Origin of the sequence: Rhodobacter flavimaris (genome assembly GCF_021378075.1) — a bacterium.
Taxonomy (GTDB): Bacteria; Pseudomonadota; Alphaproteobacteria; order Rhodobacterales; family Rhodobacteraceae; genus Rhodobacter; species Rhodobacter flavimaris.
On the sequence record NZ_JAJUOS010000003.1, the window covers coordinates 189,061 to 215,028 of the forward strand.

Here is a 25,968-nt window from a genome sequence, read left to right on the forward strand (position 1 = left end):
GGGAACGAGACATGACCCAAGGCGTTCTGACCGACAGCGCCATCCGCGCGATGATCGAGCGCGGCGAGATCAGCGTAACGATCCCCGTCCTGCCCGAGCAAATCCAGCCCGCGAGCCTCGACCTGCGGCTTGGCCAGGTAGCCTATCGCATCCGCGCCTCGTTCCTGGCCGGGCGCAATCAGCGCGTGGACACCAAGCTTGCCGAGTTCGAGATGCACCGCATGGACCTGTCCAACGGCGCCGTGCTTGAGAAGGGCTGCGTCTATCTGGTGCCGCTGATGGAGGGGCTTGCCCTGCCCGCCGGTCTGACTGCCGTCGCGAATGCCAAAAGCTCGACCGGGCGGCTTGACCTGCTGACCCGCGTCATCACCGATGGCGGCACGGAATTCGACCGAATCCCCGAAGGTTACACCGGCCCGCTTTACGCCGAGATCTGCCCGCGCTCGTTCTCGGTGCTGGTGCGGCCGGGAATGCGGCTCAACCAGATTCGCTTCCGCGCGGGTCAGGCGATGCTGAGCGATGCCGAGCTGAAAATCCTGCACACGGCCGAGCCGCTGGTCTCGGGCGAGGCAGTGATCGACCACGGGCTTGGTTTCTCGGTCGACTTGCTACCCTCGGAAGGCGATCTGGTCGGCTATCGCGCGAAGCCGCATACCGGGGTGATCGACCTCGACCGGATCGCGCATTACCCGGCCTCGGAATTCTGGGAGGAGCTGCGCACCCGCGAGGGGCGGATCATCCTCGACCCGGGCGCGTTCTATATCCTCGTGTCGCGCGAGGCGGTGACGATCCCACCCGATTTCGCCGCCGAGATGGCGCCCTACCTTGCAATGGTGGGCGAGTTCCGGGTGCATTACGCGGGCTTCTTCGACCCCGGTTTCGGCCATGGCACGGCTGGCGGTGCGGGATCGCGTGGGGTGTTGGAAGTGCGCTGCCACGAGGCGCCCTTCGTGCTTGAGCACGGGCAGGTCGTCGGGCGCCTGGTCTATGAGCGCATGGCCGAGCGACCCGAGCGGCTTTACGGCACCGGCATCGCGTCGAACTATCAGGGCCAGGGCCTCAAGCTCGCCAAGCATTTCCGCGCGGGCTGAGGGGACCAGCCCCCTCGCGCGTTCCGCGCTCACCCCCGGGATATTTGGGCAAAGCCGAAAGGGGCTTGTCTTCGTCAGGAGGCCCGATGCGTGTCATCGAGGATATCATCAGCGATCGCGGGTCGAAATATGCCGTATCCGGAGCGCCTTGCGGATCCGAGGAAGAGGCGAAGGCGCTGATCCGGGAGCTGAAGAAGTCCAAGAAGTTCGCCAAGGCGACGCATAACACCTGGGGAATGATCGGTGCCGAGGGGCCCGTGAAAAATGACGATGGCGAGAGCGGCGCCGGGGCGATCACTTTGCGGATGCTCGAGCGCGCCGGGTTGCGAGACCATCTGATCGTCGTCACGCGCTGGTATGGCGGCAAGCATCTGGGCGGCGACCGCTTCCGCCATGTGCAGGATGCGGTGCGGATCTATCTGGCGGATTTGGGCCTTAGCGCAGGCGGCGGGTGATGCGGGCCGCTCGGCGGGCCTGCGTGACGGCCTTGCGGGCGGTGCGGGCCTGCGCGCGCTCGGCCTTGGTCATTTCGGCCGGGGGTTTGCCGCGGCCGACCAGAAGGTTGATGACAAGCTCGGTCAGGGGCCGGAACAGAATCCGGAATACCATGCCAATCAGCCGGTCCAGGTTCATTTCTCTCAATCCTCGAACAGTTCGCTCTGGCCGGTAAGTTCTTCGTCGTCCTCGTCGCCCCCTGCCCCCGGCAAGGCACGGTTGTCGAGCAACCCGGCCGCGCGCAGTTCCTTGAGTCCCGGCAGATCGCGTGCGGATTCGAGCCCGAATTCATCGAGGAACTGCTGCGTGACGACGAAGGTGACCGGGCGGCCCGGGGTCATGCGGCGGCGGCCAAAGCGGATCCATTCCATCTCGAGCAGCTGGTCGATGGTGCCCCGGCTGACCGCGACGCCGCGTATCTCTTCGATTTCGGCGCGGGTGACGGGCTGGTGATAAGCGACGATGGCCAGTGTCTCGATGGCCGCGCGCGAGAGCTTGCGCTGCTCGACCGTTTCCTTCTGCATCAGGAAGGCGAGATCCGGCGCGGTGCGGATCGCCCAGGCGTCCCCCACTTTGACCACGCGCACCCCGCGCCCCTCGTAGCGTTTGCGCAGATAGACCAGCGCCTCGGCCGGGTCGGAGCCATGCGGCATCCGTTCTTCCATCTCGCGCAGCGTCACGGGTTCGATCGAGGCAAAGAGGATCGCCTCAACCATGCGTTCCTGCTCGGCCAGCGGGGGGGCGTCGAAAAGGGATTTTTCGGTGTCAGTCATTGCGGTTCCGGGGTTGCGCGGCGCGGATCGAGATCGGCGCGAAGGTCTCGGATTGGCGGATTTCGATCTGGCCCTGCTTGGCCAGTTCGAGCGAGGCGGCGAAGGTCGCGGCGGTGGCGGTGCGGCGACGCTTGGGGTCGAGGCCCCAGCCCTCGGGCAGGTAGCTGACCAGATCGGTCCATTCCATGGCAAAGCCGACAAGCCCGCGCATCCGGTCAAGTGCCTGTTCCATCGTGAAGACGTCTTTGCGATCAAAGGCATAAGGGCGGAATTCATCGCGCGTGCGGATCCGGGCATAGGCCTGCATCAGATCAAGAAGCGAGGCGGAATACTGCACCTTGCGCACCCGCTCGATCTCTTCCGAGACCCCGCGCGCGAAGAAATCACGCCCCAAACGGTCACGCGCCATCAGCTTGGCGGCGGCATCGCGCATGGCGGCGAGGCGTTCGAGCTGGAAGGCCAGGTGAGCCGCCAGATCCTCGGCCGAGGGGCCATCCGCCCCCGGCTCGGGCGGCAAGAGAAGCTTGGATTTCAGAAAGGCGAGCCAAGCCGCCATCACCAGGTAATCGGCGGCCAGTTCGATCCGCAGCGCCTTGGCACGCTCCACGAACAGCAGGTATTGCTCGGCCAGTTGCAGCACCGAGATCTTGCGCAGATCCACCTTTTGCGTGCGCGACAGCGACAGAAGCAGGTCGAGCGGGCCCTCGAAGCCGTCCACATCAACGATCAGCGCCTCGGCCTGAAGCCGCTCGCTGACGCTCATCGCTTCGAAAAGGTGGCTTTCCTCAGACATCCGCCCCATCGCCCAACAAAGCCACAAGTTCGGCTTCGAGCGCGGCGATGTCAACGGGGTCAGGCGCGTGGCGGCGCGCAAGTGCCGCATCTGCGCGGGCGGCCGCTGCGGGGGTCAGCAGGCCTGCAGCCTCGGCGACCTCTTCCATCGGCGCCATGTCGCCCTTGCAATAGAGCACCACATCGCACCCCGCCGCGATCGAGGCCGCGGCGCGTGCGCCCTTGCTGCCCGAAAGCGCCTCCATCCCGATATCGTCGGTCATCAGGAGGCCGTCAAAACCGATCTGCTCGCGGATCAGCGCGATCATCTTGCGGCTTTGTGTGGCGGGGACGTCGTCATAGGCGGTAAAGCGGATATGCGCGGTCATCCCCATCGGCAGATCGCGCAGCGCCCGGAACGGCGCGAAGTCGGTTTGCGCCAGATCGGCGGGATCGGCCTCGACCACGGGCAGGTCCAGATGGCTGTCGGCCTCGGCGCGGCCATGCCCTGGCATATGCTTGAGGATCGGCAACACGCCGCCCGCCAGAAAGCCCTCGGCCGTGGCGCGCGCATTCGTGATCACGGTGGCGGCGTCGGCGCCAAGGCAGCGGTTTTGCAAGAAGGGATGGGTGCGCGGCCCCGCGATATCGCAGGTGGGCGCGCAGTTGGCATCAATGCCAATCGAGCGCAGTTCATCTGCCTGAATGCGCGCGCGGAGCCAGAAGCTGCGCGGCACATCACTCGCGGCGCGGGCCTGATCGAGCGGCGGCAGCCACTCGCGCCAATGCGGCGCGCGCAGGCGCTGGACGCGGCCGCCCTCCTGGTCGATCAGGATCGGGGCGGCGCGGCCAACGGCCTCGCGCAGAGATGAGCAAAGCCGCACAACCTGTTGCGGCGTTTCAATATTTCGCGAGAAAAGGATGAAGCCCCATGGGTCCGATGCGCGAAAGAACGCGGCCTCTGACGGCGAAAGGGTCAGCCCTTCGCAGCCGAAAATCGTTGCGCCTGCGGGCATTAGCGCACCAGCGCGGGGATGCAGTTGGTATTTTCAGCAACCAGCGCGGCACAGAAGCGGCGCGCGTCATCTACATCGTCGAAGCCCTGCACGCGCAGCCGATAGAAGGTGCGCCCGCCCGAGCTTGCCTCTTGCACGACGCGCTTCTTGCCCTCCATCAGGGCGCCGAAACGGTTCGACACGCGGTCCCATTCCAGCCGCGCCTGCTGCGGGCTGTCGAAGGCGCCAAGCTGAACAAGGCGGGTGCCTGCGGGCAGGCTGTCGGGTTCCAGCTCGACCGTCGGAATGACCGAGGCCTTGCCGCTGATCTCGGCGGTCAGCGCGGCCGCCAGCGCATCGTTCGACATCTCGGCCTCGGGGCGACGAAGGGGACGCGGCGAGGTCTTGAGGCCGGGCGCATCGGTTAGCGCCGAGGCCACCTCGGCGGGCGCTTCGGGCTGAGCGGGCTCGGCGGCTTCGGGCGCAAGCGCGGCAACCTCTGCCTCGGCGGGCGCCTCGACCGGCGCTTGGGTCACGGGCGCGGCAGCGGATGCCATCTCCGGCACGGGGAAAGCGGCGGGGGTCGGCGTCAGCTCCTGGAGCTTCGGCGCTTTCGGCGCCTCGGCCAGCAGTTTGACATCGGCCATCGGCGTGTCTTCATCGGTCAGGCCTGCGGCTTCGGGCGCAAGGGCCACACGCTCGGGCGCGGGCGCGGCAAGCCCCGTTCCGGCAACCGCATTGACCGACAGGCCGACATGGCGCGCGAGATCGCCACCGGGATCCTCGGGCGCAATCCGCGCCGGGCCCTGTATCGCGCGGATCACCGGCACCCCGGTCACATCACGCACCGCCAGCCGGTAGCCCCAGACCACAACGCCAAGGATCAGCGCGACCGAGGTGATGGCACCCGCATACTGGATCCAGCCAGAGCCCGAAGGAGCCGCAGCCAAATTGCCCCGGTGGGTGTCATAGCCCCCCGAGTTGCCATAGCCATAGGCTCCGCCGTCGCGGTAGTGAATGCTCGCCATGCCTGCCTCGTCGCCGGTTGTCCGGCTTTACTGCCTCTTCCGGCGACGGCGCGCTTTAGCGCATCTCTTCCGCCGGAGTTACGCCAAGAATACCAAGACCGGCCGAAATAACAACTGCGCAGGCCCGGGCAAGGGCGATTTTCGCCGAAGTGGTGCCCGCATCCCCCTCTTGCACGAAGCGCAGCGCCGGTTCGTCATTGCCGCGGTTCCACAGCGCATGCAGATCCGAGGCGATCTCGTAGAGGAAGAAGGCGATCCGGTGCGGCTCATTCGCGCGGGCGGCGATCTCGACATGGCGGGGCCATTCGGCGACCTTCTTGGCCAGCGCGAGTTCCGCCTCATGCGTATTGCCCGACAGATCCGCCTTGGCTAGCGCAGCGTCGGAGACGTCGATGCCAAGCTCGGTCGCCTTGCGGGCAACCGAAGCCACGCGGGCATGGGCATATTGCACGTAGAAGACCGGGTTATCCTTGGACTGCTCCAGCACCTTGTCGAAGTCGAAGTCCAAGGGCGCGTCGTTCTTGCGCGTCAGCATGTGGAAGCGCGTCACATCGGCGCCGGCCTGCTCGACCACATCGCGCAGGGTGACAAAGGTCCCTGCCCGCTTCGACATCTTGAAGGGCTCACCATTCTTGAACAGCTTCACCAGCTGGATCAGCTTGATATCCAGCGGCACGCGGTTTTCCGACAGCGCCGCGACGGCCGCCTTCATGCGCTTCACGTAGCCGCCGTGGTCGGCGCCGAAGACGTCGATCAGCATATCGAAACCGCGCAGCACCTTGTCATAGTGATAGGCGATATCGGGCGCGAAATAGGTCCAGGAGCCATCCGATTTCTTCACCGGGCGGTCCACGTCATCGCCATAGGAGGTCGAGCGGAACAGCGTCTGCTCACGCTCTTCCCAGTCCTCGGGCAGCTTGCCCTTCGGCGGTTCCAGCACGCCCTCATAGATCAGGCCCAGATCCTGAAGCCGCTGCAACGCGGCCTCGATCTTGCCGGTGCCATAAAGCGCCTTTTCGGACGAGTAGACATCCATCTTGACGTTTAGCAACTGAAGATCCTCGCGGATCATGGCCATCATCGCCTCGGTCGCGAAACCGCGCACCTCGACCAGCCAGTCACCCTCGGGCTTGTTCAGCAGGCTCTCGCCGTATTTCGCCTTGAGCGCCTCGCCCACCGGGATCAGGTAATCGCCGGGGTAAAGACCTTCGCGGATCTCGGGTTCAAGACCGCAGGCCTCACGGTAGCGTTCATAGGCCGAGCGCGCGAGCACGTTCACCTGCGCGCCGCCGTCGTTAATGTAATATTCGCGCGTGACGTCATAGCCCGCGAAATCCAGAAGCGAGGCCAGCGCGTCGCCGAAAACCGCCCCGCGCGTATGGCCGACATGCATCGGCCCGGTCGGGTTGGCCGAGACATATTCTACGTTGACCTTGATCCCCTTGCCCAGATCCGAGCGGCCGAAATTCGCGCCCTCGGCCAGTGCCGCGCGGGTCACATCGGCCCAGACCGCCGGGTCAAGACGCAGGTTCAAAAAGCCCGGCCCGGCCACTTCTGCCGAGGTGATACGCGGATCTGCGGCCAGTTTCGCCGCCAGCGCCTCGGCGATATCGCGTGGCTTGGCGCCCGCGGGCTTTGCCAGCACCATCGCCGCATTGGTCGCCATGTCGCCGTGCAATGTGTCTCGCGGGGGTTCGACTGCGACGTTGGCAAAATCGAGCCCGGCGGGCAGTTGCCCCTCGGCGACCAGAGCATCCAGCGCGGCGATCACCGCAATACGAATATCGGCAAAAAGGTTCATTTTCGGCTTTCCTTCGGTTGCCTCTCCCCTGCCAGAGCGGGCGCGCCGCGTCAATGGTCAGGCGGGGGGCCTCAGGGCAGCGGCGCGGCGGGATGGGGCTGTTCGGGCTCGGCCCGCGCGGCGGCGGCCTCGTCAAGCGCGCCGGGCGGCAGCAGGGCAATCAGCCGGTCACCCGGTTCGGCGCGCAGCTTCTCGTCATCGCGGACAAAGCGTAGCTCTCCCTTCGGGCCGATGCGCAGCACCGGAATGGCATCGGGGCGTTTGAGGCGCCATACCTCCAGCGGGTATTCCTCGGTCAGGCGCGTCAGGCGGAAATGCCAGCCCTCTTCAATGAGCTCCTCGAAAGCATCGAGCGTCCGCCCGGCCCCGAAGGGCCGCCCGCCCAACTGCGTGGGAAGGCTATGGCGCGGGCGATCATCTTTGTGCCGCGCCACCTGCCAGACCGCGTCGCGCCCGATCTCGGGGGCAAGGTCGGTCGCCACCAGCGTGTTGTAAGCGTCGTTCGAGGTGGCGGCCAGAAGTGAACCGAAGGCCATCAGCTCGACCCGGTCCTCGGCCGCCTCGCTGAGGATATCGCCGTAAAATGTCGGGATGCCCGCCGCGCGCGGCCGGATCAGCCGGGCGTGGTTCGGGTCGGTGATCAGCACAGACGCCTCAGCCTTGTGCAGCGTCTCGGCCAACCCGGTGGTGAAGCGCGAGCCGCCCACGATCAAAAGCCCCGGCGCCTCTTTCCCTGCCAGCCCCATGGCCCGCGCCAGTGGCGCAAGCGTGAAGCCGTGCAGCACCACGGTCGAAAGCACAAGCACGAAAGCCAGCGGGCCGATCCGCGCGCCGTCGACCACGCCTGCCTCGGCCAGGCGCTGCCCGAACAGCCCCGCGACGGCCACCAGAACCACCCCTCGCGGGCCGGTCAGCGCGATGAACAGCCTCTCGCGCATCGGCAGGCCCGAGCGCAGAAGCGAGACCAGCACCGTCAGCGGTCGCGCGACAAGGATCGTCGCCAGCACAAAAGCCCCCGCGCGCCAATCGAGCGCGCGCACCTGTTCCATATCCAGGCCCGCCGCCAGCAAGATGAAGACGCCCGAGACAAGCATGACCGTCGCCTGCTCCTTGAAGCGGCGCAATTCGGTATAGGAGGGCAGGTCAGCATTCGCGATCACAAGGCCCATAACGGTCACGGCCAGCAAGCCCGCCTCATGCAGCAGATGGTCGGCAGAAGCGAAAACGGCCAGAAGGCTGACGAAGAGAACGGGCACCTTCATATATTCAGGCACAAGCCCGCGGCGGAAGCTGTAGGCGATCACCCGCCCGCCCAGATAGCCCAAAAGTGCCGCCGACATGATGCCGATCACGACAAGCCCGGCGGCGCCTGCTGCGTCATGGCCTGCGCGCAGAACCAGGACCACCTCGAAGGCCAGAACCGCGGCCAGCGCGCCAATCGGATCGTTGACGATTGCCTCCCATTGCAGAAGCTGCGCGGGGCGGCGCGCAAGTCGCGCCTGCCGCAGCAAGGGTGCGATGACGGTTGGACCGGTGACGATCATGATGCCCCCGAAGACCGCGGCGGTCTCCCAGCTCAGCCCCGCCACGAAGACCAGCACCAGCGCCGACATCAGCCACCCCAGAGGCGCGCCGATCAGCACCAGCCGCCGCACCCCGGCGCGGGCATCGCCCAGACGGTGGAGGTCAAGCGACAGCCCGCCCTCGAACAGGATCACCGCGACGGCCAGCGCAACAAGCGGCCCCATCAGATCACCAAGCACGGCCCGCGGGTCGAGCAGCCCGGTCACCGGCCCGGCGATGATCCCCGCCACGAGCATGATCACGATGGCAGGCAGCCGCAGCCGCCAAGCAAGCCACTGCGCCCCCACCCCGATCGCACCGATCAGGGCCAATCCCATGACCGGCTCAATCCCTGCGATATCCGTCGTTGCCATACGCCTGCACCCCGCCTACCCGATACTCCCCCCTCTTTGTGCCCTGCCTGCAAAGTCCCGCGCAAGGTATTGAACCTGCCCCCGAGGCATTTTCGCCCCGCGCCCGCGCAGATTGACGTTTTGCCGCATTTCGAGTAGCTACTGCGCACCCGCATCCGGCGGGCAAATTCCGGGGCGCCCGAACCTTGCGTCCCATCACCCTGCGGTCCGACACCGCATCCAAGGACGCTGATGACCAAATTCTCTGACCTTAAGCTGGACCCCAAGGTCCTTTCCGCAATTGCAGACGCGGGCTACGAAACCCCGACCCCGATCCAGGCGGGCGCCATTCCGCACGCGCTTGAAGGCAAGGACGTGCTGGGGATCGCCCAGACCGGTACCGGCAAGACCGCCTCGTTCACGCTGCCGATGATCACGCTGCTCTCGAAGGGCCGTGCCCGTGCACGGATGCCGCGCTCGCTGGTGCTGTGCCCCACGCGCGAACTGGCCGCGCAGGTGGCCGAGAACTTCGATATCTACGCCAAGAACACCAAGCTGACCAAGGCGCTGCTGATCGGTGGCGTCAGCTTCGTCGAGCAGGACAAGCTGATCGACCGCGGTGTTGACGTGCTGATCGCAACGCCGGGCCGCCTGCTCGATCACTTCGAGCGCGGCAAGCTTCTGCTGACCGGCGTGCAGATCATGGTGGTGGACGAGGCCGACCGGATGCTCGACATGGGCTTCATCCCGGATATCGAGCGCATCTTCCAGCTCACCCCGTTCACCCGGCAGACGCTGTTCTTCTCGGCCACCATGGCGCCCGAGATTGAGCGCATCACCAACACCTTCCTGCACGCCCCCGCGCGTATCGAGGTTGCCCGCCAGGCGACGACCTCGGAAACCATCACGCAAAAGCTGGTGCAGATCACGCCGCCGCGCCGCGACCAGGCCGCCAAGGCCAAGCGCGAACTGCTGCGCGCCCTGATCCAGGCCGAGGGTGAAAGCTGCACCAACGCCATCATTTTCTGCAACCGCAAGTCGGATGTGGATATCGTGGCCAAGTCACTGAAGACGCATGGTTTCAACGCCGCGCCGATCCACGGCGACCTCGACCAGAGCCAGCGGATGAAGACGCTCGACTCCTTCCGCGAAGGCGGGCTGCAACTGCTCGTGGCCTCGGACGTCGCGGCGCGCGGTCTGGACATTCCGGCGGTCAGCCACGTCTTCAACTACGACCTTCCGAGCCATGCCGAGGATTACGTCCACCGCATCGGGCGCACCGGCCGTGCCGGGCGCAAGGGATCGGCCTTCTCGATCGCGACACCCGCGGATGACAAATACCTCAACGCCATCGAGGCGCTGGTGAAAATGGAGATCCCGCGCGCCGAGACGCCCGAGGGCTTCTCGCTGTCCGAGGCCGCGCATCGCGAGCCGCGCCAGTATGACGATGCCAAGGGCGGGCGCTCCAAGTCGCGCAACAGCCGTGGCGGGCGTGGCCGTGGCGAGCGGCGCGAAGCTCCGGTTGAGGAAAAGGTTCTTGAAGTCGTCGCCGAGGCTGTTGTCGAAGCGCCCAAGCGTGAGGAACGCCGCGAAGAGCGTCGCGAAGACCGCCGTGATGACCGGCGCGAGCGCGGTGGCCGCGGTCGCGATGGCGGCGGGCCCGCCGTGGTCGGCATGGGCGATCATGTGCCCGACTTCCTGCTGCGTTCCTTCCGCACGGCCCGCCCGAGCACGGCTGCGACCGACAGCGAAAGCGACGCAACGACCGAGGACAGCAGCGAAAGCTGATCCTGCAAGCGAGATACGAAAAAACCCCGGCGCCTCTGGCTGCCGGGGTCTTTCTTTGCGCTGTGAGCCGGATCAGTCCGCCATCAGGCGCGAGACGACGACGGTAACCTCGGGCTTCTTGCCGATCTCTTCCATCGTCACCTGACGCGCGATGCGGCGCAGCGCCTCGTCCATCTTGTCGTCGTTCGAGATGATCTTGTCGGGCGCTCGTTCCAGGAACTCGGCCAGTTCATCCTCGATCTGATCGGCAATGGGGGTGCCGGAGCGGCCGACCTCGGGCAGGCCCATCAGCTCGACCCAGGCATCGCCGAGCGGCACGTCATCCTCGTCGATGATGACGGTGATCAGGACGTGTCCGTTCAGCGCCATGCGGATACGGTCACGCACCACGCCATCGAGCGCGCCGATCAGCACCGAGCCATCCAGATAGGTGCGGCCGGCCTCAATATACTCGGCCACCTTCGGCGCTGTGCCGGTGATGTCGATCATCATGCCGTTCGTCGCCACCAGCGAGGCAATCCCCTTGGAGGTGGCGATCTTGGAATGCTCGCGCATGTGGCGGTGTTCGCCATGCATCGGGATCAGCATCTGCGGCTTGAGCAGATCATGCACCGCCTCAAGATCCGGGCGGTTGGCGTGGCCCGAGACGTGGTAAAGCCCGCCGCGGTCGTCGATCACCTCGACGCCCTTCTCGGAGTACGCGTTCATGATGCGGATCACGCCGCGCTCATTGCCCGGAATGACCTTGGACGAAAACAGGAAGGTGTCGCCGTCCTTCATCTCGATCCCAAGGTATTTGCCCCGCGACAGCTGCGCCGAGGCGGCGCGGCGCTCACCCTGGCTGCCGGTGACGATCAGCATCAGGTGATTGCGCGGCACATCCGCCGCATCCTCGGCCGGGATATGGCCGGGGAAGCCAGTCAGCACGGCGGTTTCCTCGGCCACGGTGACCATGCGCTTCATCGCGCGGCCCAGAAGGCAGATCGAGCGGCCCGCCGCCTTGCCCGCCTCGGCCAGCGTCTTCAGGCGCGCCACGTTCGAGGCGAAGGTAGTGGCAACCACCATCCCCTCCTGCTCGGCGATCAGCTTGGTCAGCGGCTCGGCCAGCGTGGCCTCCGAGCGCCCCGGCTGCGGCGAGAAGACGTTGGTCGAGTCGCAGACCAGCAATTTGACGCCCTCGCCTTCACCGGCGATCTCGTGCCACAGCACCGGGTCGAAGGGCTCGCCCACGATCGGGCTGCCATCAAGCTTGAAGTCACCGGTATGCACGATGCGCCCGGCGGGCGTGTCGATGACCAGAGCCGAGCTTTCCGGGATCGAATGCGACACCGGCACGAACTGGACCTTGAACGGGCCTGCCTCGATCACCTGCGGGCGCGGTTCGACCACGTGCAGCTCCTCGGTGCCGATCCCGGCCTCTTCCAGCTTCAGCGCACCGATCCGGGCGGTGAAACGGCGGGCATAAACGGGCTTGCGCAGACGCGGCCACAGATGCGGCAGCGCGCCGATGTGGTCCTCATGCGCGTGGGTGATGAAGATCGCGTCGATGCGATGCTTGTTTTCCTCAAGCCAGGCGACATCGGCCATGATCAGATCGACACCGGGCGAGCTGTCCATATCCGGGAAAGTCACGCCCAGATCGATGACGATCAGCCGCTCTTTCCCGGGCTTGCCGTAACCATAGACATAGGCATTCATGCCGATTTCGCCGGCGCCGCCCAAAGGTAGATAGATCAGCCGCTCGCTCACGCACTCAGCCCCTTATTATAATCGTTGATGAGCCGCAGCCCATGGATGGTCAGGTCGTCCTCGACCGCGTCGAACAGATCGAAGCCCTGATCGAACAGCCCCGCAAGACCGCCGGTGGCGATCACTTTCATCGGGCGGTCGCGCTCGGCCCGGATCTGGCGCACGATGCCTTCGACAAGACCGATATAGCCCCAATAGACCCCGGATTGAATACAGGCCACCGTATTCGTACCGATCACCTGCGCGGGATGGGTCACATCGACGTGCGGCAGGGCGGCGGCGGCCATATGCAGCGCCTCAAGGCTGAGGTTCACGCCCGGCGCGATCACGCCGCCGATATAGGCACCATCCGCGGCGACCACGTCAAAGGTCGTCGCCGTGCCAAAATCCACCACGACGATATCGCCGCCGTGCCGGTCGTATCCCGCCACCGTGTTCACAAGGCGGTCGGGGCCAACGGTGGTGCCAACATCAACGCGCGGCGCGACCGGCAGGTGGCAATCGGGCTTGCCCACCACGAGCGGTCGGCAATCGTAATAGCGGTTGCACAGGACGCGCAGGTTGAAGACCACGCGCGGCACGGTCGAGGAGATGATCGCCTCGGAAATCTGCGCCGGAATCCCCTTGAGGTTCATCAGCCCCGAAAGCCAGACGAAATACTCATCCGCCGTGCGGCGATGGTCGGTCGCGATCCGCCAGGTCGAGACAAACTCGGCCCCGTCCCAGATCGAAAAAACCGTGTTGGTGTTCCCGCAGTCGATGCACAGAAGCATTCGCGGCTCCTTTATCAGAAAAACACATCCGCAGCCGCGATCGCCCGCGGGCCATGCGCGGTGCGCAAAATCATCGCCCCGGAGTCGTCGATGGTCTCGAAGACGCCTTCGGTGGTCTCGGTCGTCGTGCGCGCGACGACGGTTTCGCCAAGCCGCGCCGCGCGGGCCAGCCAGGCGGTGCGGATCGGCGCGAAACCGTAGGTCTCGAACTGCCGCGCAAGCCGGTCGAAGGCCATGGCCAGAGGCGGCAGGAATTCCTCGGGGGTGATCGTCAGCCCGGTCTCGCCAGCGACGCTGACCGGCGCCATTGCACTGGTCTCAAGCTGCGCGGCGGGCGGCGCCTCGGCAAGGTTCACGCCGATGCCAATGGCAAGATGGCTCAACTGTCCACCCGTTCCGATGGATTCAAGCAAAATTCCCGCGACCTTGCCGCCGTTAAGCAGCACGTCATTGGGCCACTTGATCGACAGCCGCCCGGCAGGGCCGATAAGGCGCGAGAGCGCCTCTTCCAGCGCCAGAGCCGCGACGAAGGAATAGAGCGCCGCCTGCGTCAGTTCGCATTTCGGGTGAAACAGCAGGGTCGCGGCGAAATTGCCCTCGGGCATCTTCCAGTCGCGGCCACGGCGCCCGCGCGCCGCGGTTTGCTCCCTGGCCTGAATCCACGCAGGCCCCGCGATCCGCGGGGCCAGACGGGCAGCCTCAGCCATGGTCGAGTCGACCCGCGCGAGAACGTGGCGCGCCACGCCCTCGGGCCAGTCTGTCAGGTCAGTGGACAAGCGCCGCGGCCGCTGCCTGAGCAGCCCCCTCGATCCCCACCATGTTGAACGCGCCCGCGACCATCACGAATGCGGCCAGCATCAGCAAGCCCCACTGAACGGCCGGCATCCGCGATTCAAGCGCCTCGGTTTCGGTGCCGAAGTACATGTAGAAAACGATGCGCAGGTAGTAGAAGGCACCGATCACCGACGCGATCACACCGAAGACCGCAAGCCAGATGTAGCCCGCCGAAACGGCAGCCTTAAGCACGCCGAACTTGGCGAAGAAGCCCAGCATCGGCGGCACACCGGCCAGCGAGAAGAACAGCACCAGAAGCGCCAGCGCCTTCAGCGGCTCGGCCTTGGCGAACATGTTGAGCGAGGCGATGTCGGTCACCGGGGCGCCGTCACGCTCCATCGACAGGATGAAGGCGAAGGTGCCAACGTTCATGGCCACGTAGATGGTCATGTAGAGCAGCATCGACTGCACGCCTTCCTCGGTCCCGGCGGTGAGGCCGAGCAGTGCAAAGCCCATATGCGCGATCGAGGAATAGGCCATCAGGCGCTTGATGTTCTTCTGGCCGATACCCGCAATCGAGCCGAGGAACATCGAGGCGACGGCGATCAGGCCGATCACCTGGCCCCACTCGTTCGTCACATGGCCGAAGGCGTCCTGCACCAGGCGCGCCATCAGCGCCATCGCGGCCATTTTCGGCGCGGTGGCGAAGAAGGCGGTCACCGGGGTGGGCGAGCCCTCATAAACGTCGGGGGTCCACATGTGGAACGGCACCGCCGAGACCTTGAACGCAAGGCCGGTCACCATGAAGACCATGCCGAAGAGCACGCCGATCGGCAGATGCCCATGCTCGACCACGGTGATGATGCCCGCAAACGAGGTGGTGCCGGCAAAGCCGTAGGTCAGCGAGGCGCCGTAGAGCAGCAGACCCGACGAGAGCGAGCCAAGCACGAAGTACTTCAGACCCGCTTCCGACGAACGCGCCGAGTCGCGACGCATGGCGGCGACGACGTAAAGCGCAAGCGATTGCAGCTCGAGGCCCATGTAGAGCGACATCAGATCGCCCGCCGAGACCATCATCATCATGCCGATCACGGCCAGAACGACCAGGATCGGGTATTCGAAGCGCAGCAGGCCGCGGCGGGCCATGTAATCCGCGCTCATTGCCAGCACGGCAGCCGCCGACAGCAGGATCGCGATCTTGGCGAAGCGCGCGAAGGCGTCGTCAATGAAGAGACCGCCGAAGGCTTGGGTCGCGCCCTCGCCCCGTAGGCCGATCCATACGCCGACCAGAACCAGCACCGCCACCGTGACCCACAGAAGGCCGGAAGCGATCTTGTCTTTGCCGCCATAGGCGCCTGCCATGAGCCCGACCATCGCGAAGACGGCAAGCAGGAATTCCGGCAGGATCGTGGAGAAATCCGCAGAAGTCATTTGTTTCTCCCTCAGTGCCCGGCCGCTGCCATTTGGTCGGCAGGCAGGCTGGCGTTGTAGTCTTGGACGAGCTGGCCGACGGACGGCCCGATGATATCAGTCACCACGCGCGGATAGACCCCCAGCAGGAGCGTCATCGCGACGAGCGGCGCAAAGATCCACTTCTCGCGCGCGGTCATGTCGGTAATCGTCTTCAGGCTTTCCTTGATCAGATCACCCAGGACCACGCGGCGATAGAGCCACAGCGCATAGGCGGCCGACAGGATCACGCCCGAGGCGGCCACGGCCGTCACCCAGGTGTTGACCTTGAAGATCCCCATGAGCGTCAGGAATTCACCGATGAAGCCCGAGGTGCCCGGAAGGCCGACGTTCGCCATGGTGAAGAACATGAAGATCAGCGCATAGGCCGGCATCCGGTTCACGAGGCCACCGTAGGCGTCGATCTCGCGGGTGTGCATCCGGTCGTAGATCACGCCGACGCAGAGAAACAGCGCGCCCGAGATGAAGCCGTGCGACAGCATCTGGAAGATGGCGCCGTCGATGCCCTGCTGGTTCACCGCGAAGATACCCATGGTCACATAGCCCATGTGCGCCACCGACGAGTAAGCGATCAGCTTCTTCATGTCTGACTGCGCGAGCGCCACGAGCGAGGTGTAGACGATCGCAATCGCCGACATCCACAGCACCAGCGGCCCCATCACGTCCGAGCCCACCGGGAACATCGGCAGCGAGAAGCGCAGGAAGCCGTAGCCGCCCATCTTCAGCAGGATTGCGGCCAGCACGACCGAGCCCGCCGTCGGCGCCTGCACGTGCGCGTCGGGCAACCAGGTGTGCACCGGCCACATCGGCATCTTCACCGCGAAGGAGGCGAAGAAGGCCAGGAACAGCAGCGTCTGCATCCCGCCGATCACCGTGAAGCCCGCGACATGCAGGGTCTCCGAGGCGAAGTCATGCTTGAGCAGCGCGACGATATCGGTGGTGCCCGCGTCCATATACATGGCGATCATCGCCACGAGCATCAGCACCGAGCCGAGGAAGGTGTAGAGGAAGAACTTGAACGCGGCGTAGATGCGCTCCTTGCCACCCCAGATACCGATGATCAGGAACATCGGGATCAGGCCAGCTTCGAAGAACAGGTAGAACAGCACCAGATCAAGCGCGACGAACACGCCGAGCATCAGCCCCTCGAGCACGAGGAAGGCGATCATGTATTCCTTCACGCGCTTCTCGACGCCCCAGGCCGAGGCAATCGTCAGCGGCATGAGGAACGTGGTCAGCAGCACGAAGAGGATCGAGATCCCGTCAACGCCGAGCTTGTAATGCAGGCCCATGATCCACTCACGGTCCTCGACGAACTGGAAGCCCGTGTTCGACGGATCGAAGCCCGACAGCAGGAAGAGCGAGACAAGGAACGTCACCGAGGTCGCGGTCAGCGCGAACCATTTCGCGTTTCGATCCGCAGCCTCACCGCCCCCACGCTGCACCAGCGCCAGGATTGCCGCCGCCACCAGGGGAATGAAAGTGATGATGGAAAGCAGGTTTTCCATTAGTTCGACCCCCCGGTCAGGACGACCCAGAACATGAGCACCACGATGCCGATGACCATGGCGAAAGCGTAGTGGAACAGGTAGCCGGACTGCACCCGGCCAGCGAGACGGGTCAGGCGCGGCACGATACCGAGCGCAACACCGTTGATAGCCCCGTCGATCGTCGCGCCATCACCCTTCTTCCACAGGAAGTTGCCAAGCCATTTGGCTGGACGGATGAAGATCGCGTCATAGAGCTCATCGAAATACCACTTGTTCAGCAGGAACTGGTACAGCGCGGGTTGCGCCTTGGCGAGACGCTCCGGGATCGCCGGATTGACGATGTAGAACAGGTAGGACAGCGACAGGCCGATCAACATCGCGATGAAGGGCGACACCTTGACCCAGGCGGGTGCGTGGTGCGCGTCATCCATCACGGTATTGTCCGGCGCCATGAAGATCGCGCCTTGCGGAGCGGCGCCGGCAACGGCGTGGCCATCGGCCGCGGCATGCTCGGTCGCGGCGGGGGCGGCATGTTCGGCCGCCGGAGCAGCGTGCTCGCCTGCGGGCGCCACGCCCGACATTGCGGTTTCCTGATTCACGGCAGCGGCCTCGGCAGCGTGCTCACCCTCGGCCGCCACTTCTTGATGCGGCATGCCGAAGAATTCGGTCACCTTGTTGTGGTCGCCGAAGAAGCTGTTGTACCACACCATCCCCGAGAAGATCGCACCAAGCGCCAGAACACCAAGCGGAACCAGCATCACCATCGGGCTTTCATGCGCGTGGTCATGCGCATGATGATCGCCGCGGGCCTTGCCGAAGAAGGTCATGAAGATCAGGCGCCACGAGTAGAACGAGGTCAGCGCGGCCGCGATCACGAGCAGCCAGAAGGCGTAGCCCGAACCCGAGGCATAGGCGCTCTCGATGATGGCATCTTTCGACAGGAAGCCCGCAAAGCCGATCGAGGTGAGCGGAATGCCGACACCGGTGATGGCGAAGGTACCGATCATCATGATCCAGAAGGTGAACGGGATTTTCTTGCGCAGGTTGCCGTAGTTCCGCATGTCCTGCTCGTGGTGCATCGCATGGATGACCGAGCCGGCGCCAAGGAACAGCATGGCCTTGAAGAAGGCGTGAGTCAGCAGGTGGAACATCGCCGCCGAGTAAACGCCCGCACCGGCGGCCACGAACATGTAGCCAAGCTGCGAACAGGTCGAATAGGCGATGACGCGCTTGATGTCGTTCTGCACGAGGCCCACGGTCGCCGCGAAGAAGGCGGTGGTGGCGCCGATGTAGACGATGAACATCTTGGCCTGCGGCGCGTATTCGAAGAGCGGCGACATGCGCGACACCAAGAACACGCCCGCGGTCACCATGGTTGCCGCGTGGATAAGGGCCGAAACCGGCGTCGGGCCTTCCATCGCGTCCGGCAGCCAGGTGTGCAGCAGAAGCTGCGCCGACTTACCCATGGCACCCACGAAGAGCAGGACGGCCAGAAGGTTGGCAGCGTTCCACTCGGTCCAGAGGAACTGCAGGTTGGTCTCGGCCAGCGTCGGTGCGGCGGCGAAGACATCGTCCATCGAGATCGAGCCGACCAGATAGAACAGGCCGAAGATGCCAAGCGCAAAGCCGAAGTCGCCGACGCGGTTGACGATGAAGGCCTTCATGGCCGCCGCGTTCGCCGAGGGCTTCTTGTAGTAGAAGCCGATCAGCAGATATGAGGCCAGACCCACGCCTTCCCAACCGAAGAACATCTGCACCAGGTTGTCCGAGGTCACCAGCATCAGCATCGCGAAGGTGAACAGCGACAGATAGGCGAAGAAGCGCGCCTTGTAATGCTCGTGGTGGGTCCAGTTGTCGTCATGGGCCATGTAGCCCCACGAATACAGGTGCACCAGCGCCGAGACCGTGGTCACCACGATCAGCATGATCGCGGTCATCCGGTCAACGCGGATCCCCCAAGAGGTGTTCAGCTCGGTGCCCGACTGGATCCAGTCGAGGATGTGGATGTGGTGCGTCTGCCCGTCATGGCCGAGGAACACGGCCCAGCTGAGCACACACGACAGGAACAGCAGGCCGGTCGTAACCGCCATGGCGCCCTTTTCGGAGATCACGCGCCAACCGAAGCCGCCGATGATCGCCCCGAGAAGGGGAGCAAAGAGGATGATCGTTTCCATTGTCCCTTACCCCTTCATCACGTTGACGTCTTCGACTTCGATCGTGCCGCGGTTCCGGAAGAACACGACAAGGATCGCCAGGCCGATCGCCGCTTCGGCGGCCGCCACGGTCAGGATGAACATCGTGAACACCTGGCCCGCAAGGTCGTTCAGATGCGCCGAGAAAGCCACCATGTTGATGTTGACCGACAGCAGGATCAGTTCGATCGACATCAGGATAACGATGACGTTCTTGCGGTTCACGAAGATGCCGAAGATGCCGGTGACGAACAAAGCCGCCGCCACCCCTAGGTAATGTTCAAGTCCGATCATCGCTGTCCCTCCGGGTTTACGCCCGTTTCATTCTTTCTAGCGTTCATCACAGCCCCTGCCCCGGTTTCACGTCCACCAGTTCCAGAGCTTTGGCCGGGTCGCGGTGCATCTGGGCGATCACGTTCTGGCGTTTGACGTCCTTGCGGTGGCGCAGCGTCAGCAGGATGGCGCCGATCATCGCGACCAGCAGCACCAGACCCGCCGCCTGGAAGAGGTAGAGATACTTGTCATACATGACCATGCCGAGCGCGACCGAGTTCTGGACGCCCTCTTCGATCGGGACCATGCGCAGCGTCTCGGCCTTGTCCGAGGCGTGCCAGGCGCTGAAGCCCGCGCCCAGTTGCAGCAGCATGACCACGCCGATCAGCAGACCAAGCGGCATGGTGCGCGCCAGCTCGCCCTTCAACTCGGCGAAATCGACGTCGAGCATCATGACGACGAAGAGGAAAAGCACCGCAACCGCGCCGACATAGACGATGATCAGCAGCATGGCCACGAACTCGGCCCCAAGCAGGACGAACAGGCCCGCCGCCGACAGGAAGGTCAGGATCAGCCACAACACCGAGTGGACCGGGTTTTTCGACACGACCACCATGAAGCCCGCAACCACTGCCACGACGGCGAAGAGGTAGAAGGCGAAAGCAAACACCGTCATGTGTTATCCCCCGATTTTTCGTCAAAGACCGAACGCGCGATCTCGAGCGCGCGGGTCATGGCGGGAACTCCGCCGAACATGCTCATCTGGAAGATCACCTCGGCGATCTCCCGTTGCGTCGCCCCGGCCTCGAGCGCGTGACGGATCGTCAGGCGCAGCTGCGCATCGGCCTGCGCGCCCAGAACGGTCAACGCGGCGATGGTCACCAGCAGGCGGGTGCGCGCATCGAGACCTTCGCGATTGAAGGTCTTGCCGAACCACATCTCCATCATGTCCTTGGACATGGTGGGGAAGAGTTTCTCAAACGCGGCCGGGTTGAAACTTTCCAAGGCCGGATTGAACAGGCGCGCCATCTCGGTGCCCTGCTCCATCATCGCGCTGAAGAGTTTCGTGAATTCCTCGTTCATCTGTAGGGCGCATCCAGCTCGAGGTTACGGGCAATCTCCGCTTCCCAACGCGCGCCGTTCTCCAGGAGTTTCTCCTTGGTGTAGAACAGCTCTTCGCGGGTCTCGGTGGCGAATTCGAAGTTCGGACCCTCGACGATGGCATCGACCGGGCAGGCTTCCTGGCAGAAGCCGCAGTAGATGCACTTGGTCATGTCGATGTCGTAACGCGTGGTCCGGCGCGAGCCATCCTCGCGCGGTTCGGCGTCGATGGTGATCGCCTGGGCCGGGCAGATCGCCTCGCACAGCTTGCAGGCGATGCAGCGCTCTTCGCCGTTGGGATAACGGCGCAGGGCGTGCTCACCGCGGAAGCGGGGCGACAGCGGACCCTTTTCATGCGGGTAGTTCAGCGTGGGCTTGGGCGCGAAGAAGTAGCGCATCCCCAGGGCGAAACCCTTGATGAAGTCCAGCAGCAGGAAATACTTGGCAGCGCGTGCGTAGTCGAAAGCCATTCTCAGCCCCCCATCGTCCAGCGGGCCCAGAAGCCGCCGAGCACTTCGAATTTCGCAAGGAACGCCACGATCACGACCCAGGCCAGCGACAGCGGCAGGAACACTTTCCAGCCGATCCGCATGAGCTGGTCATAGCGGTAGCGCGGCACGATCGCCTTCACCATGGCGAACATGAAGAACATGACCCACATCTTGCCGACCATCCACAGCACGCCATCCGGAATGCCGGGGATCGGGCTCAGCCAGCCGCCGAAGAACAGGATCGACATCAGAGCGCACATCAGGAAGATCGCGATGTATTCGCCGGCCATGAACAGCAGGTAGGGGGTCGAGGAATATTCGACCATGAAACCCGCGACGAGTTCCGATTCCGCTTCCGGAAGGTCGAACGGCGGGCGGTTCGTTTCGGCCAGCGCCGAGATGAAGAACAGCGCCACCATCGGCAGGTGCGGCAGCCAGTACCAGTTGAACAGACCGACCGAGCCGCGCTGCGCCTCGACGATGGCCGAGAGGTTCATCGAGCCGGTCGAGATGATCACACCGATGATGATCAGGCCGAGGCTGACCTCATACGAGATCATTTGCGCGGCCGAACGCAGCGAGCCGAGGAACGGGTATTTCGAGTTCGACGCCCAACCGCCCATGATCACGCCGTAAACCTCGAGCGAGGAAACCGCGAAGACGAAGAGGATGGCGACGTTGATGTCGGCCAGCACCCAGCCCTCGTTGAACGGAACCACCGCCCAAGCGAGGATCGCGAGCACAAGGCTTAGCATCGGCGCGAGGAAGAAGACGAACTTGTCGGCGCCCGCGGGGACGACGATTTCCTTCACCACGTATTTCAGCGCGTCGGCCACCGATTGCAGCAGGCCGAATGCGCCCACGACGTTCGGACCTTTCCGCATCTGGACAGCCGCCCAGATCTTACGGTCGCCATAGACCAGGAACAGCAGGGAGAGCATCACGAATGCGATGATCCCCAGACCCTGCACTGCGATCAGGAGCGCGGTGCCCAGTGGTGTTGCCAGAAACTCAGCCATTTTGTCCCTCAGACCGCCTTATTTCATTTCGTCGGTATTCTTGTCCCCCCACCCGAGTGGGCAAGGGTAGTTATTCACTTATTCCGCCGCGACCGGCGCCTTGCCCGCGACCCGTGCCTTGGCCGCAGCCGAAAGCTCGGCCATCAGCACCGAGGCGCGCGCAATCGGGTTGGTCAGGTAGAAATCGCGGATCGCGTGACGGAAGCTCGCGCGGCCCATGTCGCGCAGGGCAACCGGCGTCCACTCGTTCGCGACCACCTGATCGACCTGGGCCAGATGCGGCACGGCCTTGATCATCTCGCGGCGCAGGCTCGCAAGGCTGTCCCACGGCTGGGTCGCGCCAAGCTCGGCCGACAGTGCGCGCAGGATCGCCCAGTTTTCCTTGGCCTCACCGGGGGCAAAGCCCGCACGGAACGCAAGCTGCGGACGGCCTTCGGTATTCACGAAGAGACCGTTTTCCTCAGTATAGGCGGCGGCCGGCAGGATCACGTCGGCGCGCGAGGCACCGCGGTCACCATGGCTGCCCTGGTAGATCACGAACGGACCCGGGGCCACTTCGACCTCGTCCGAGCCCATGTTGTAGACGACCTGAACGCCCTCGACCGCAGCAAGCAGACCGCCCTCGGTCACGGCGCCCACATCCATCGCGCCCACACGGCCCGCGGCGGTGTGCAGCACCAGCATCTTGCCGCCCATTTTCCCGGCCAGCGCCTGAGCATGTGCGATAACGGCTTCGCCATCGGCCTCGTTCACAGCGCCCTGCCCCACGATGACCAGCGCGCCCTCGACCGGAGCGGCATCGGCCACCAGAGCCGCCAGCGCCGCGCGGTCTTCGCCGAGCTTGTCGTAATCGTAGGTCAGATCCGCATCCAGACCGATCAGCGACACGCGGGCGCCGTTCAGCCAGGCCTTGCGGATGCGTGCGTTCAGCACCGGGGCCTCGACGCGCGGGTTGGTGCCAATCAGCACGATCTGCTTGGCCGTGTCGATATCCGCAATCGCGGCATTGCCGACATAGCCCGAACGGTTGCCCGCCGGAAGACGCGCGCCATCGGTGCGGCATTCCACCTTACCACCCAGACCTTCGACCAGTTGCTTGAGCGCGAAGGCGGCCTCGGTCGAGGCCAGATCGCCGACCAGCCCCAGAACCTTCTTGCCCTTCATCGCCTCGGCGGCCTTGTGCAGGGCCTCGGCCCAGGTCGCTTTGCGCAGCTTGCCGAACTCACGCACATAGGGCGTGTCGAGACGCTGGCGGCGCAGGCCGTCCCAGATGAAGCGGCTCTTGTCCGAGATCCACTCTTCGTTCACGCCGTCATGGTTGCGCGGAACGATGCGCTTCACTTCGCGGCCCTTGGTGTCGACGCGAATGTTCGAGCCAAGCGCGTCCATCACGTCAATCGACTCGGTCTTGGTCAGTTCCCACGGACGGGCGGTGAAGGCGTAGGGCTTCGAGGTCAGCGCGCCGACCGGGCACAGGTCGATGATGTTGCCCTGAAGGTTGCTGTCGAGCGTCATGTTCAGATACGAGGTGATCTCGCTGTCCTCGCCGCGGCCGGTCTGACCCATCTGGGTGATGCCCGCCACTTCCGAGGTGAAACGCACGCAACGGGTGCAGCTGATGCAGCGGGTCATGCAGGTCGAAACCAGCGGCCCGAGGTTCAGATCTTCCGACGCGCGCTTGGTCTCGCGGTAGCGCGAGAAATCGACGCCATAGGCCACGGCCTGATCCTGAAGGTCGCATTCGCCGCCCTGGTCGCAGATCGGGCAATCAAGCGGGTGGTTGATGAGCAGGAACTCCATCACCCCCTCACGGGCCTTCTTGACCATGGGCGAGTTGGTCTTGATCACCGAGGGCTCGCCGTTCGGGCCGGGACGCAGATCCTTGATCTGCATCGCGCAGGAGGCCGCGGGCTTGGGCGGGCCGCCAACCACTTCGACCAGACACATCCGGCAGTTGCCGGCGATCGAGAGGCGCTCGTGATAGCAGAAGCGCGGCACCTCGATCCCGGCCTGTTCACAGGCCTGGATGATCGTCAGGTTCGGATCAACCTCGACCTCATGGCCGTCGATGATGATGTTGCGAAGGTTCGACATGCTCTGATCCGTCAGTTGGCTCGGGCGCGGGACAGGCCCACGCGGTGTTGCAGTTGGAGGTTCATGCACAACCTCTCAGGAAAACCCAGGCGCCACCCTGGAAATTGTCATCCGGCCCCGAGGCGACGCCCGCGCCCCGGCAGTAATCATTCGCGGCCCGCTTCGCCTCGGCGCCATCGGCATAGCCGAAAGCGTTCGGAACTCGCGTCACCACCAGCGTGCCTTCGATCTCCGTGAACCGGTAGGTCGTGGGCGCAGGCCCGAACCCCACCGATTCAGTCCCCGAGGCACAGGCGGCGAGCGCCAGCGTGCCAAGGGTCATGGAGAGCGCACGCCGCATCCGTTTCACTCCGCCGCCATCGCGCCCATACGGCCGGTCTTCTTGGCCTTGATGCGATCCTCGATCTCTTCGCGGTAATGGCGGATAAGGCCCTGGATCGGCCAGGCCGCCGCATCGCCAAGCGCGCAGATCGTGTGGCCCTCGACCTGTTTGGTCACCGACAGAAGCATGTCGATTTCCTCGACCTCGGCCTCGCCGCGCACAAGACGGTCCATCACGCGCATCATCCAGCCGGTGCCTTCGCGGCAGGGCGTGCACTGGCCGCAGCTTTCGTGCTTGAAGAACTTCGACAGGCGCCAGATCGCCTTGATGATGTCGGTGTTCTGATCCATCACGATCATGCAGGCGGTGCCAAAGGACGACTGGAGCGAGCGCATCCCGTCGTAGTCCATGATCGCGTCTTCACACAGATGCGCCGGAATGACGGGGCACGAGGCGCCGCCCGGAATGACCGCCTTGAGGTTCTTCCAACCGCCGCGAACGCCGCCGCCGTGCTTCTCGATCAGTTCCTTCATCGAGATCGACATCGATTCCTCGATGACGCAGGGTGTGTTCACATGGCCCGACATGGCGAACAACTTGACGCCCGCGTTGTTCGGACGGCCGAAGCCCGCAAACCATTCGGCGCCGCGACGCAGGATGGTCGGGACAACGGCGATCGATTCCACGTTGTTCACCGTGGTCGGGCAACCGTAGAGGCCCGAGCCAGCCGGGAACGGCGGCTTCATCCGCGGCATCCCCTTCTTGCCCTCAAGGCTCTCGATCAGGGCGGTTTCCTCGCCGCAGATATAGGCGCCGGCGCCGTGCGACAGGTAGACGTCGAAATCATAGCCCGACTTGCAGGCGTTCAGACCGATCAGACCCGCCTCGTAGCATTCGTCGATGGCGGCCTGCAGGGCCTCCTTCTCGCGCACATATTCGCCGCGGATGTAGATGTAGGCCGCGCGCGCGCCCATGGCGAAACCGGCGATCAGCGCACCTTCGATCAGCGTGTGCGGATCGTGGCGCATGATCTCGCGGTCTTTACAGGTCGCGGGTTCGGATTCGTCGGCGTTGATCACCAGATAGGCCGGGCGGCCATCCGATTGCTTGGGCATGAACGACCATTTCAGGCCGGTCGGGAAGCCCGCGCCACCACGGCCGCGCAGACCCGAGGCCTTCATCTGGTCGATGATCCAGTCACGGCCATTGGCCAGAATGTTCGCCGTGCCATCCCAGTGGCCGCGCATCATCGCGCCCTTGAGGGATCGGTCGTGCATCCCGTAGAGGTTGGTAAAGATCCGGTCCTGATCTTTCAGCATGTTCTGTCCCTCAGTTACGCGGGCTGCCGGAGCGCCGGCGCCAGATACGCCAGACCTGTGCCAGCGCGAATAGATAGGCGGCAATCGCCGCGAAATCGGCAAGGAAGGCGAAGCGCGGCGGCAGCCCTGCCGCCTTGCCAAACCACTGAACAGCCAGCCACAGGACCGTCGCAACAACGATCACGAGGGCGGCGAGCCGTCCCTCGGTCGTGTCGAGCGCCCTGTTGGTTGCCTGCGTCATTC

25 protein-coding genes are annotated in these 25,968 nt (G+C 64.6%); 3 read left to right on the forward strand and 22 right to left on the reverse strand.

Annotated features, from left to right (window positions below; genetic code table 11):
- The first annotated feature begins 11 nt into the window (after positions 1-11).
- Positions 12-1,091 carry a 2'-deoxycytidine 5'-triphosphate deaminase gene (locus LZA78_RS05655; RefSeq protein ID WP_233675960.1) on the forward strand — a complete coding sequence of 360 codons (1,080 nt, stop codon included), beginning with the start codon at positions 12-14 and terminating at the stop codon, positions 1,089-1,091.
- Positions 1,092-1,177: 86 nt separating this feature from the next.
- Positions 1,178-1,546: a YigZ family protein gene (locus tag LZA78_RS05660; RefSeq protein ID WP_233675961.1), complete on the forward strand. Its 369-nt coding sequence runs from the start codon at positions 1,178-1,180 to the stop codon at positions 1,544-1,546.
- Here the strand turns inward: LZA78_RS05660 and LZA78_RS05665 are convergent.
- The 7 genes from LZA78_RS05665 to LZA78_RS05695 all read right to left on the reverse strand — a co-directional run bounded on the left by LZA78_RS05665 (position 1,527) and on the right by LZA78_RS05695 (position 8,891).
- Complete coding sequence (locus LZA78_RS05665) at positions 1,527-1,700, reverse strand: hypothetical protein (protein WP_233675962.1); 174 nt, start codon at positions 1,698-1,700, stop codon at positions 1,527-1,529. The two genes, LZA78_RS05660 and LZA78_RS05665, sit on opposite strands and share 20 nt — an antisense overlap.
- A 29-nt stretch (positions 1,701-1,729) precedes the next feature.
- On the reverse strand, positions 1,730-2,359 hold the full coding sequence (gene scpB / locus LZA78_RS05670) for an SMC-Scp complex subunit ScpB (RefSeq protein WP_233675963.1): 630 nt from the start codon (positions 2,357-2,359) through the stop codon (positions 1,730-1,732).
- On the reverse strand, positions 2,352-3,161 hold the full coding sequence (locus tag LZA78_RS05675; protein ID WP_438811060.1) for a segregation and condensation protein A: 810 nt from the start codon (positions 3,159-3,161) through the stop codon (positions 2,352-2,354). Before LZA78_RS05675 ends, scpB begins: the two co-directional genes overlap by 8 nt.
- Positions 3,145-4,146: a glycoside hydrolase family 3 N-terminal domain-containing protein gene (locus LZA78_RS05680; protein ID WP_233675965.1), complete on the reverse strand. Its 1,002-nt coding sequence runs from the start codon at positions 4,144-4,146 to the stop codon at positions 3,145-3,147. The genes LZA78_RS05675 and LZA78_RS05680 overlap by 17 nt, the downstream gene beginning before the upstream one ends.
- Complete coding sequence (locus tag LZA78_RS05685; protein WP_233675966.1) at positions 4,146-5,153, reverse strand: SPOR domain-containing protein; 1,008 nt, start codon at positions 5,151-5,153, stop codon at positions 4,146-4,148. The genes LZA78_RS05680 and LZA78_RS05685 overlap by 1 nt, the downstream gene beginning before the upstream one ends.
- Before the next feature lie 55 nt (positions 5,154-5,208).
- Entirely contained in the window at positions 5,209-6,954 is a 1,746-nt protein-coding gene (argS, locus tag LZA78_RS05690; RefSeq protein WP_233675967.1) for an arginine--tRNA ligase, read from the reverse strand.
- A 71-nt stretch (positions 6,955-7,025) separates the two neighbouring features.
- Positions 7,026-8,891, reverse strand: a complete 1,866-nt coding sequence (locus tag LZA78_RS05695; protein ID WP_233675968.1) for a cation:proton antiporter — start codon at positions 8,889-8,891, stop codon at positions 7,026-7,028.
- Positions 8,892-9,122: 231 nt separating this feature from the next.
- Here LZA78_RS05695 and LZA78_RS05700 point away from each other — a divergent pair, with 231 nt between their 5' ends.
- A complete protein-coding gene (locus tag LZA78_RS05700) occupies positions 9,123-10,658 on the forward strand; it encodes a DEAD/DEAH box helicase (RefSeq protein ID WP_233675969.1) in 1,536 nt (511 codons plus the stop codon).
- Between the two features lie 72 nt (positions 10,659-10,730).
- Here the strand turns inward: LZA78_RS05700 and LZA78_RS05705 are convergent, their stop codons facing one another.
- The 15 genes from LZA78_RS05705 to LZA78_RS05775 form a co-directional block, all read right to left on the reverse strand.
- Positions 10,731-12,356 (reverse strand): ribonuclease J, encoded by a 1,626-nt coding sequence (locus tag LZA78_RS05705; protein ID WP_233676115.1) that lies wholly within the window; start codon positions 12,354-12,356, stop codon positions 10,731-10,733.
- A 47-nt stretch (positions 12,357-12,403) separates the two neighbouring features.
- Positions 12,404-13,180, reverse strand: coding sequence for a type III pantothenate kinase (locus LZA78_RS05710; RefSeq protein WP_233675970.1), 777 nt, complete (start codon positions 13,178-13,180; stop codon positions 12,404-12,406).
- Between the two features lie 14 nt (positions 13,181-13,194).
- Complete coding sequence (locus tag LZA78_RS05715) at positions 13,195-13,944, reverse strand: biotin--[acetyl-CoA-carboxylase] ligase (protein ID WP_233676116.1); 750 nt, start codon at positions 13,942-13,944, stop codon at positions 13,195-13,197.
- Position 13,945: 1 nt separating this feature from the next.
- Positions 13,946-15,385 carry an NADH-quinone oxidoreductase subunit NuoN gene (gene nuoN / locus LZA78_RS05720; RefSeq protein WP_233675971.1) on the reverse strand — a complete coding sequence of 480 codons (1,440 nt, stop codon included), beginning with the start codon at positions 15,383-15,385 and terminating at the stop codon, positions 13,946-13,948.
- An 11-nt stretch (positions 15,386-15,396) separates the two neighbouring features.
- Complete coding sequence (locus LZA78_RS05725) at positions 15,397-16,932, reverse strand: NADH-quinone oxidoreductase subunit M (protein WP_233675972.1); 1,536 nt, start codon at positions 16,930-16,932, stop codon at positions 15,397-15,399.
- Positions 16,932-19,088, reverse strand: a complete 2,157-nt coding sequence (gene nuoL, locus LZA78_RS05730) for an NADH-quinone oxidoreductase subunit L (protein ID WP_233675973.1) — start codon at positions 19,086-19,088, stop codon at positions 16,932-16,934. The genes LZA78_RS05725 and nuoL overlap by 1 nt, the downstream gene beginning before the upstream one ends.
- A 6-nt stretch (positions 19,089-19,094) precedes the next feature.
- On the reverse strand, positions 19,095-19,400 hold the full coding sequence (gene nuoK, locus LZA78_RS05735; RefSeq protein ID WP_218629665.1) for an NADH-quinone oxidoreductase subunit NuoK: 306 nt from the start codon (positions 19,398-19,400) through the stop codon (positions 19,095-19,097).
- A gap of 46 nt (positions 19,401-19,446) precedes the next feature.
- On the reverse strand, positions 19,447-20,055 hold the full coding sequence (locus LZA78_RS05740; RefSeq protein WP_218629664.1) for an NADH-quinone oxidoreductase subunit J: 609 nt from the start codon (positions 20,053-20,055) through the stop codon (positions 19,447-19,449).
- Positions 20,052-20,462, reverse strand: coding sequence for a carboxymuconolactone decarboxylase family protein (locus LZA78_RS05745; RefSeq protein ID WP_233675974.1), 411 nt, complete (start codon positions 20,460-20,462; stop codon positions 20,052-20,054). Before LZA78_RS05745 ends, LZA78_RS05740 begins: the two co-directional genes overlap by 4 nt.
- Complete coding sequence (gene nuoI / locus LZA78_RS05750; RefSeq protein WP_233675975.1) at positions 20,459-20,950, reverse strand: NADH-quinone oxidoreductase subunit NuoI; 492 nt, start codon at positions 20,948-20,950, stop codon at positions 20,459-20,461. The genes LZA78_RS05745 and nuoI overlap by 4 nt, the downstream gene beginning before the upstream one ends.
- Positions 20,951-20,952: 2 nt before the next feature.
- A complete protein-coding gene (nuoH, locus tag LZA78_RS05755) occupies positions 20,953-21,990 on the reverse strand; it encodes an NADH-quinone oxidoreductase subunit NuoH (RefSeq protein WP_233675976.1) in 1,038 nt (345 codons plus the stop codon).
- A 78-nt stretch (positions 21,991-22,068) separates the two neighbouring features.
- On the reverse strand, positions 22,069-24,084 hold the full coding sequence (gene nuoG, locus LZA78_RS05760) for an NADH-quinone oxidoreductase subunit NuoG (RefSeq protein WP_233675977.1): 2,016 nt from the start codon (positions 24,082-24,084) through the stop codon (positions 22,069-22,071).
- Positions 24,085-24,145: 61 nt separating this feature from the next.
- Positions 24,146-24,424, reverse strand: a complete 279-nt coding sequence (locus tag LZA78_RS05765) for a hypothetical protein (protein WP_218629659.1) — start codon at positions 24,422-24,424, stop codon at positions 24,146-24,148.
- A gap of 5 nt (positions 24,425-24,429) precedes the next feature.
- Positions 24,430-25,725 (reverse strand): NADH-quinone oxidoreductase subunit NuoF, encoded by a 1,296-nt coding sequence (nuoF, locus tag LZA78_RS05770; protein ID WP_233675978.1) that lies wholly within the window; start codon positions 25,723-25,725, stop codon positions 24,430-24,432.
- 10 nt (positions 25,726-25,735) lie between these two features.
- Positions 25,736-25,966, reverse strand: coding sequence for a DUF5337 domain-containing protein (locus tag LZA78_RS05775; RefSeq protein ID WP_233675979.1), 231 nt, complete (start codon positions 25,964-25,966; stop codon positions 25,736-25,738).
- Positions 25,967-25,968: the final 2 nt, after the last annotated feature.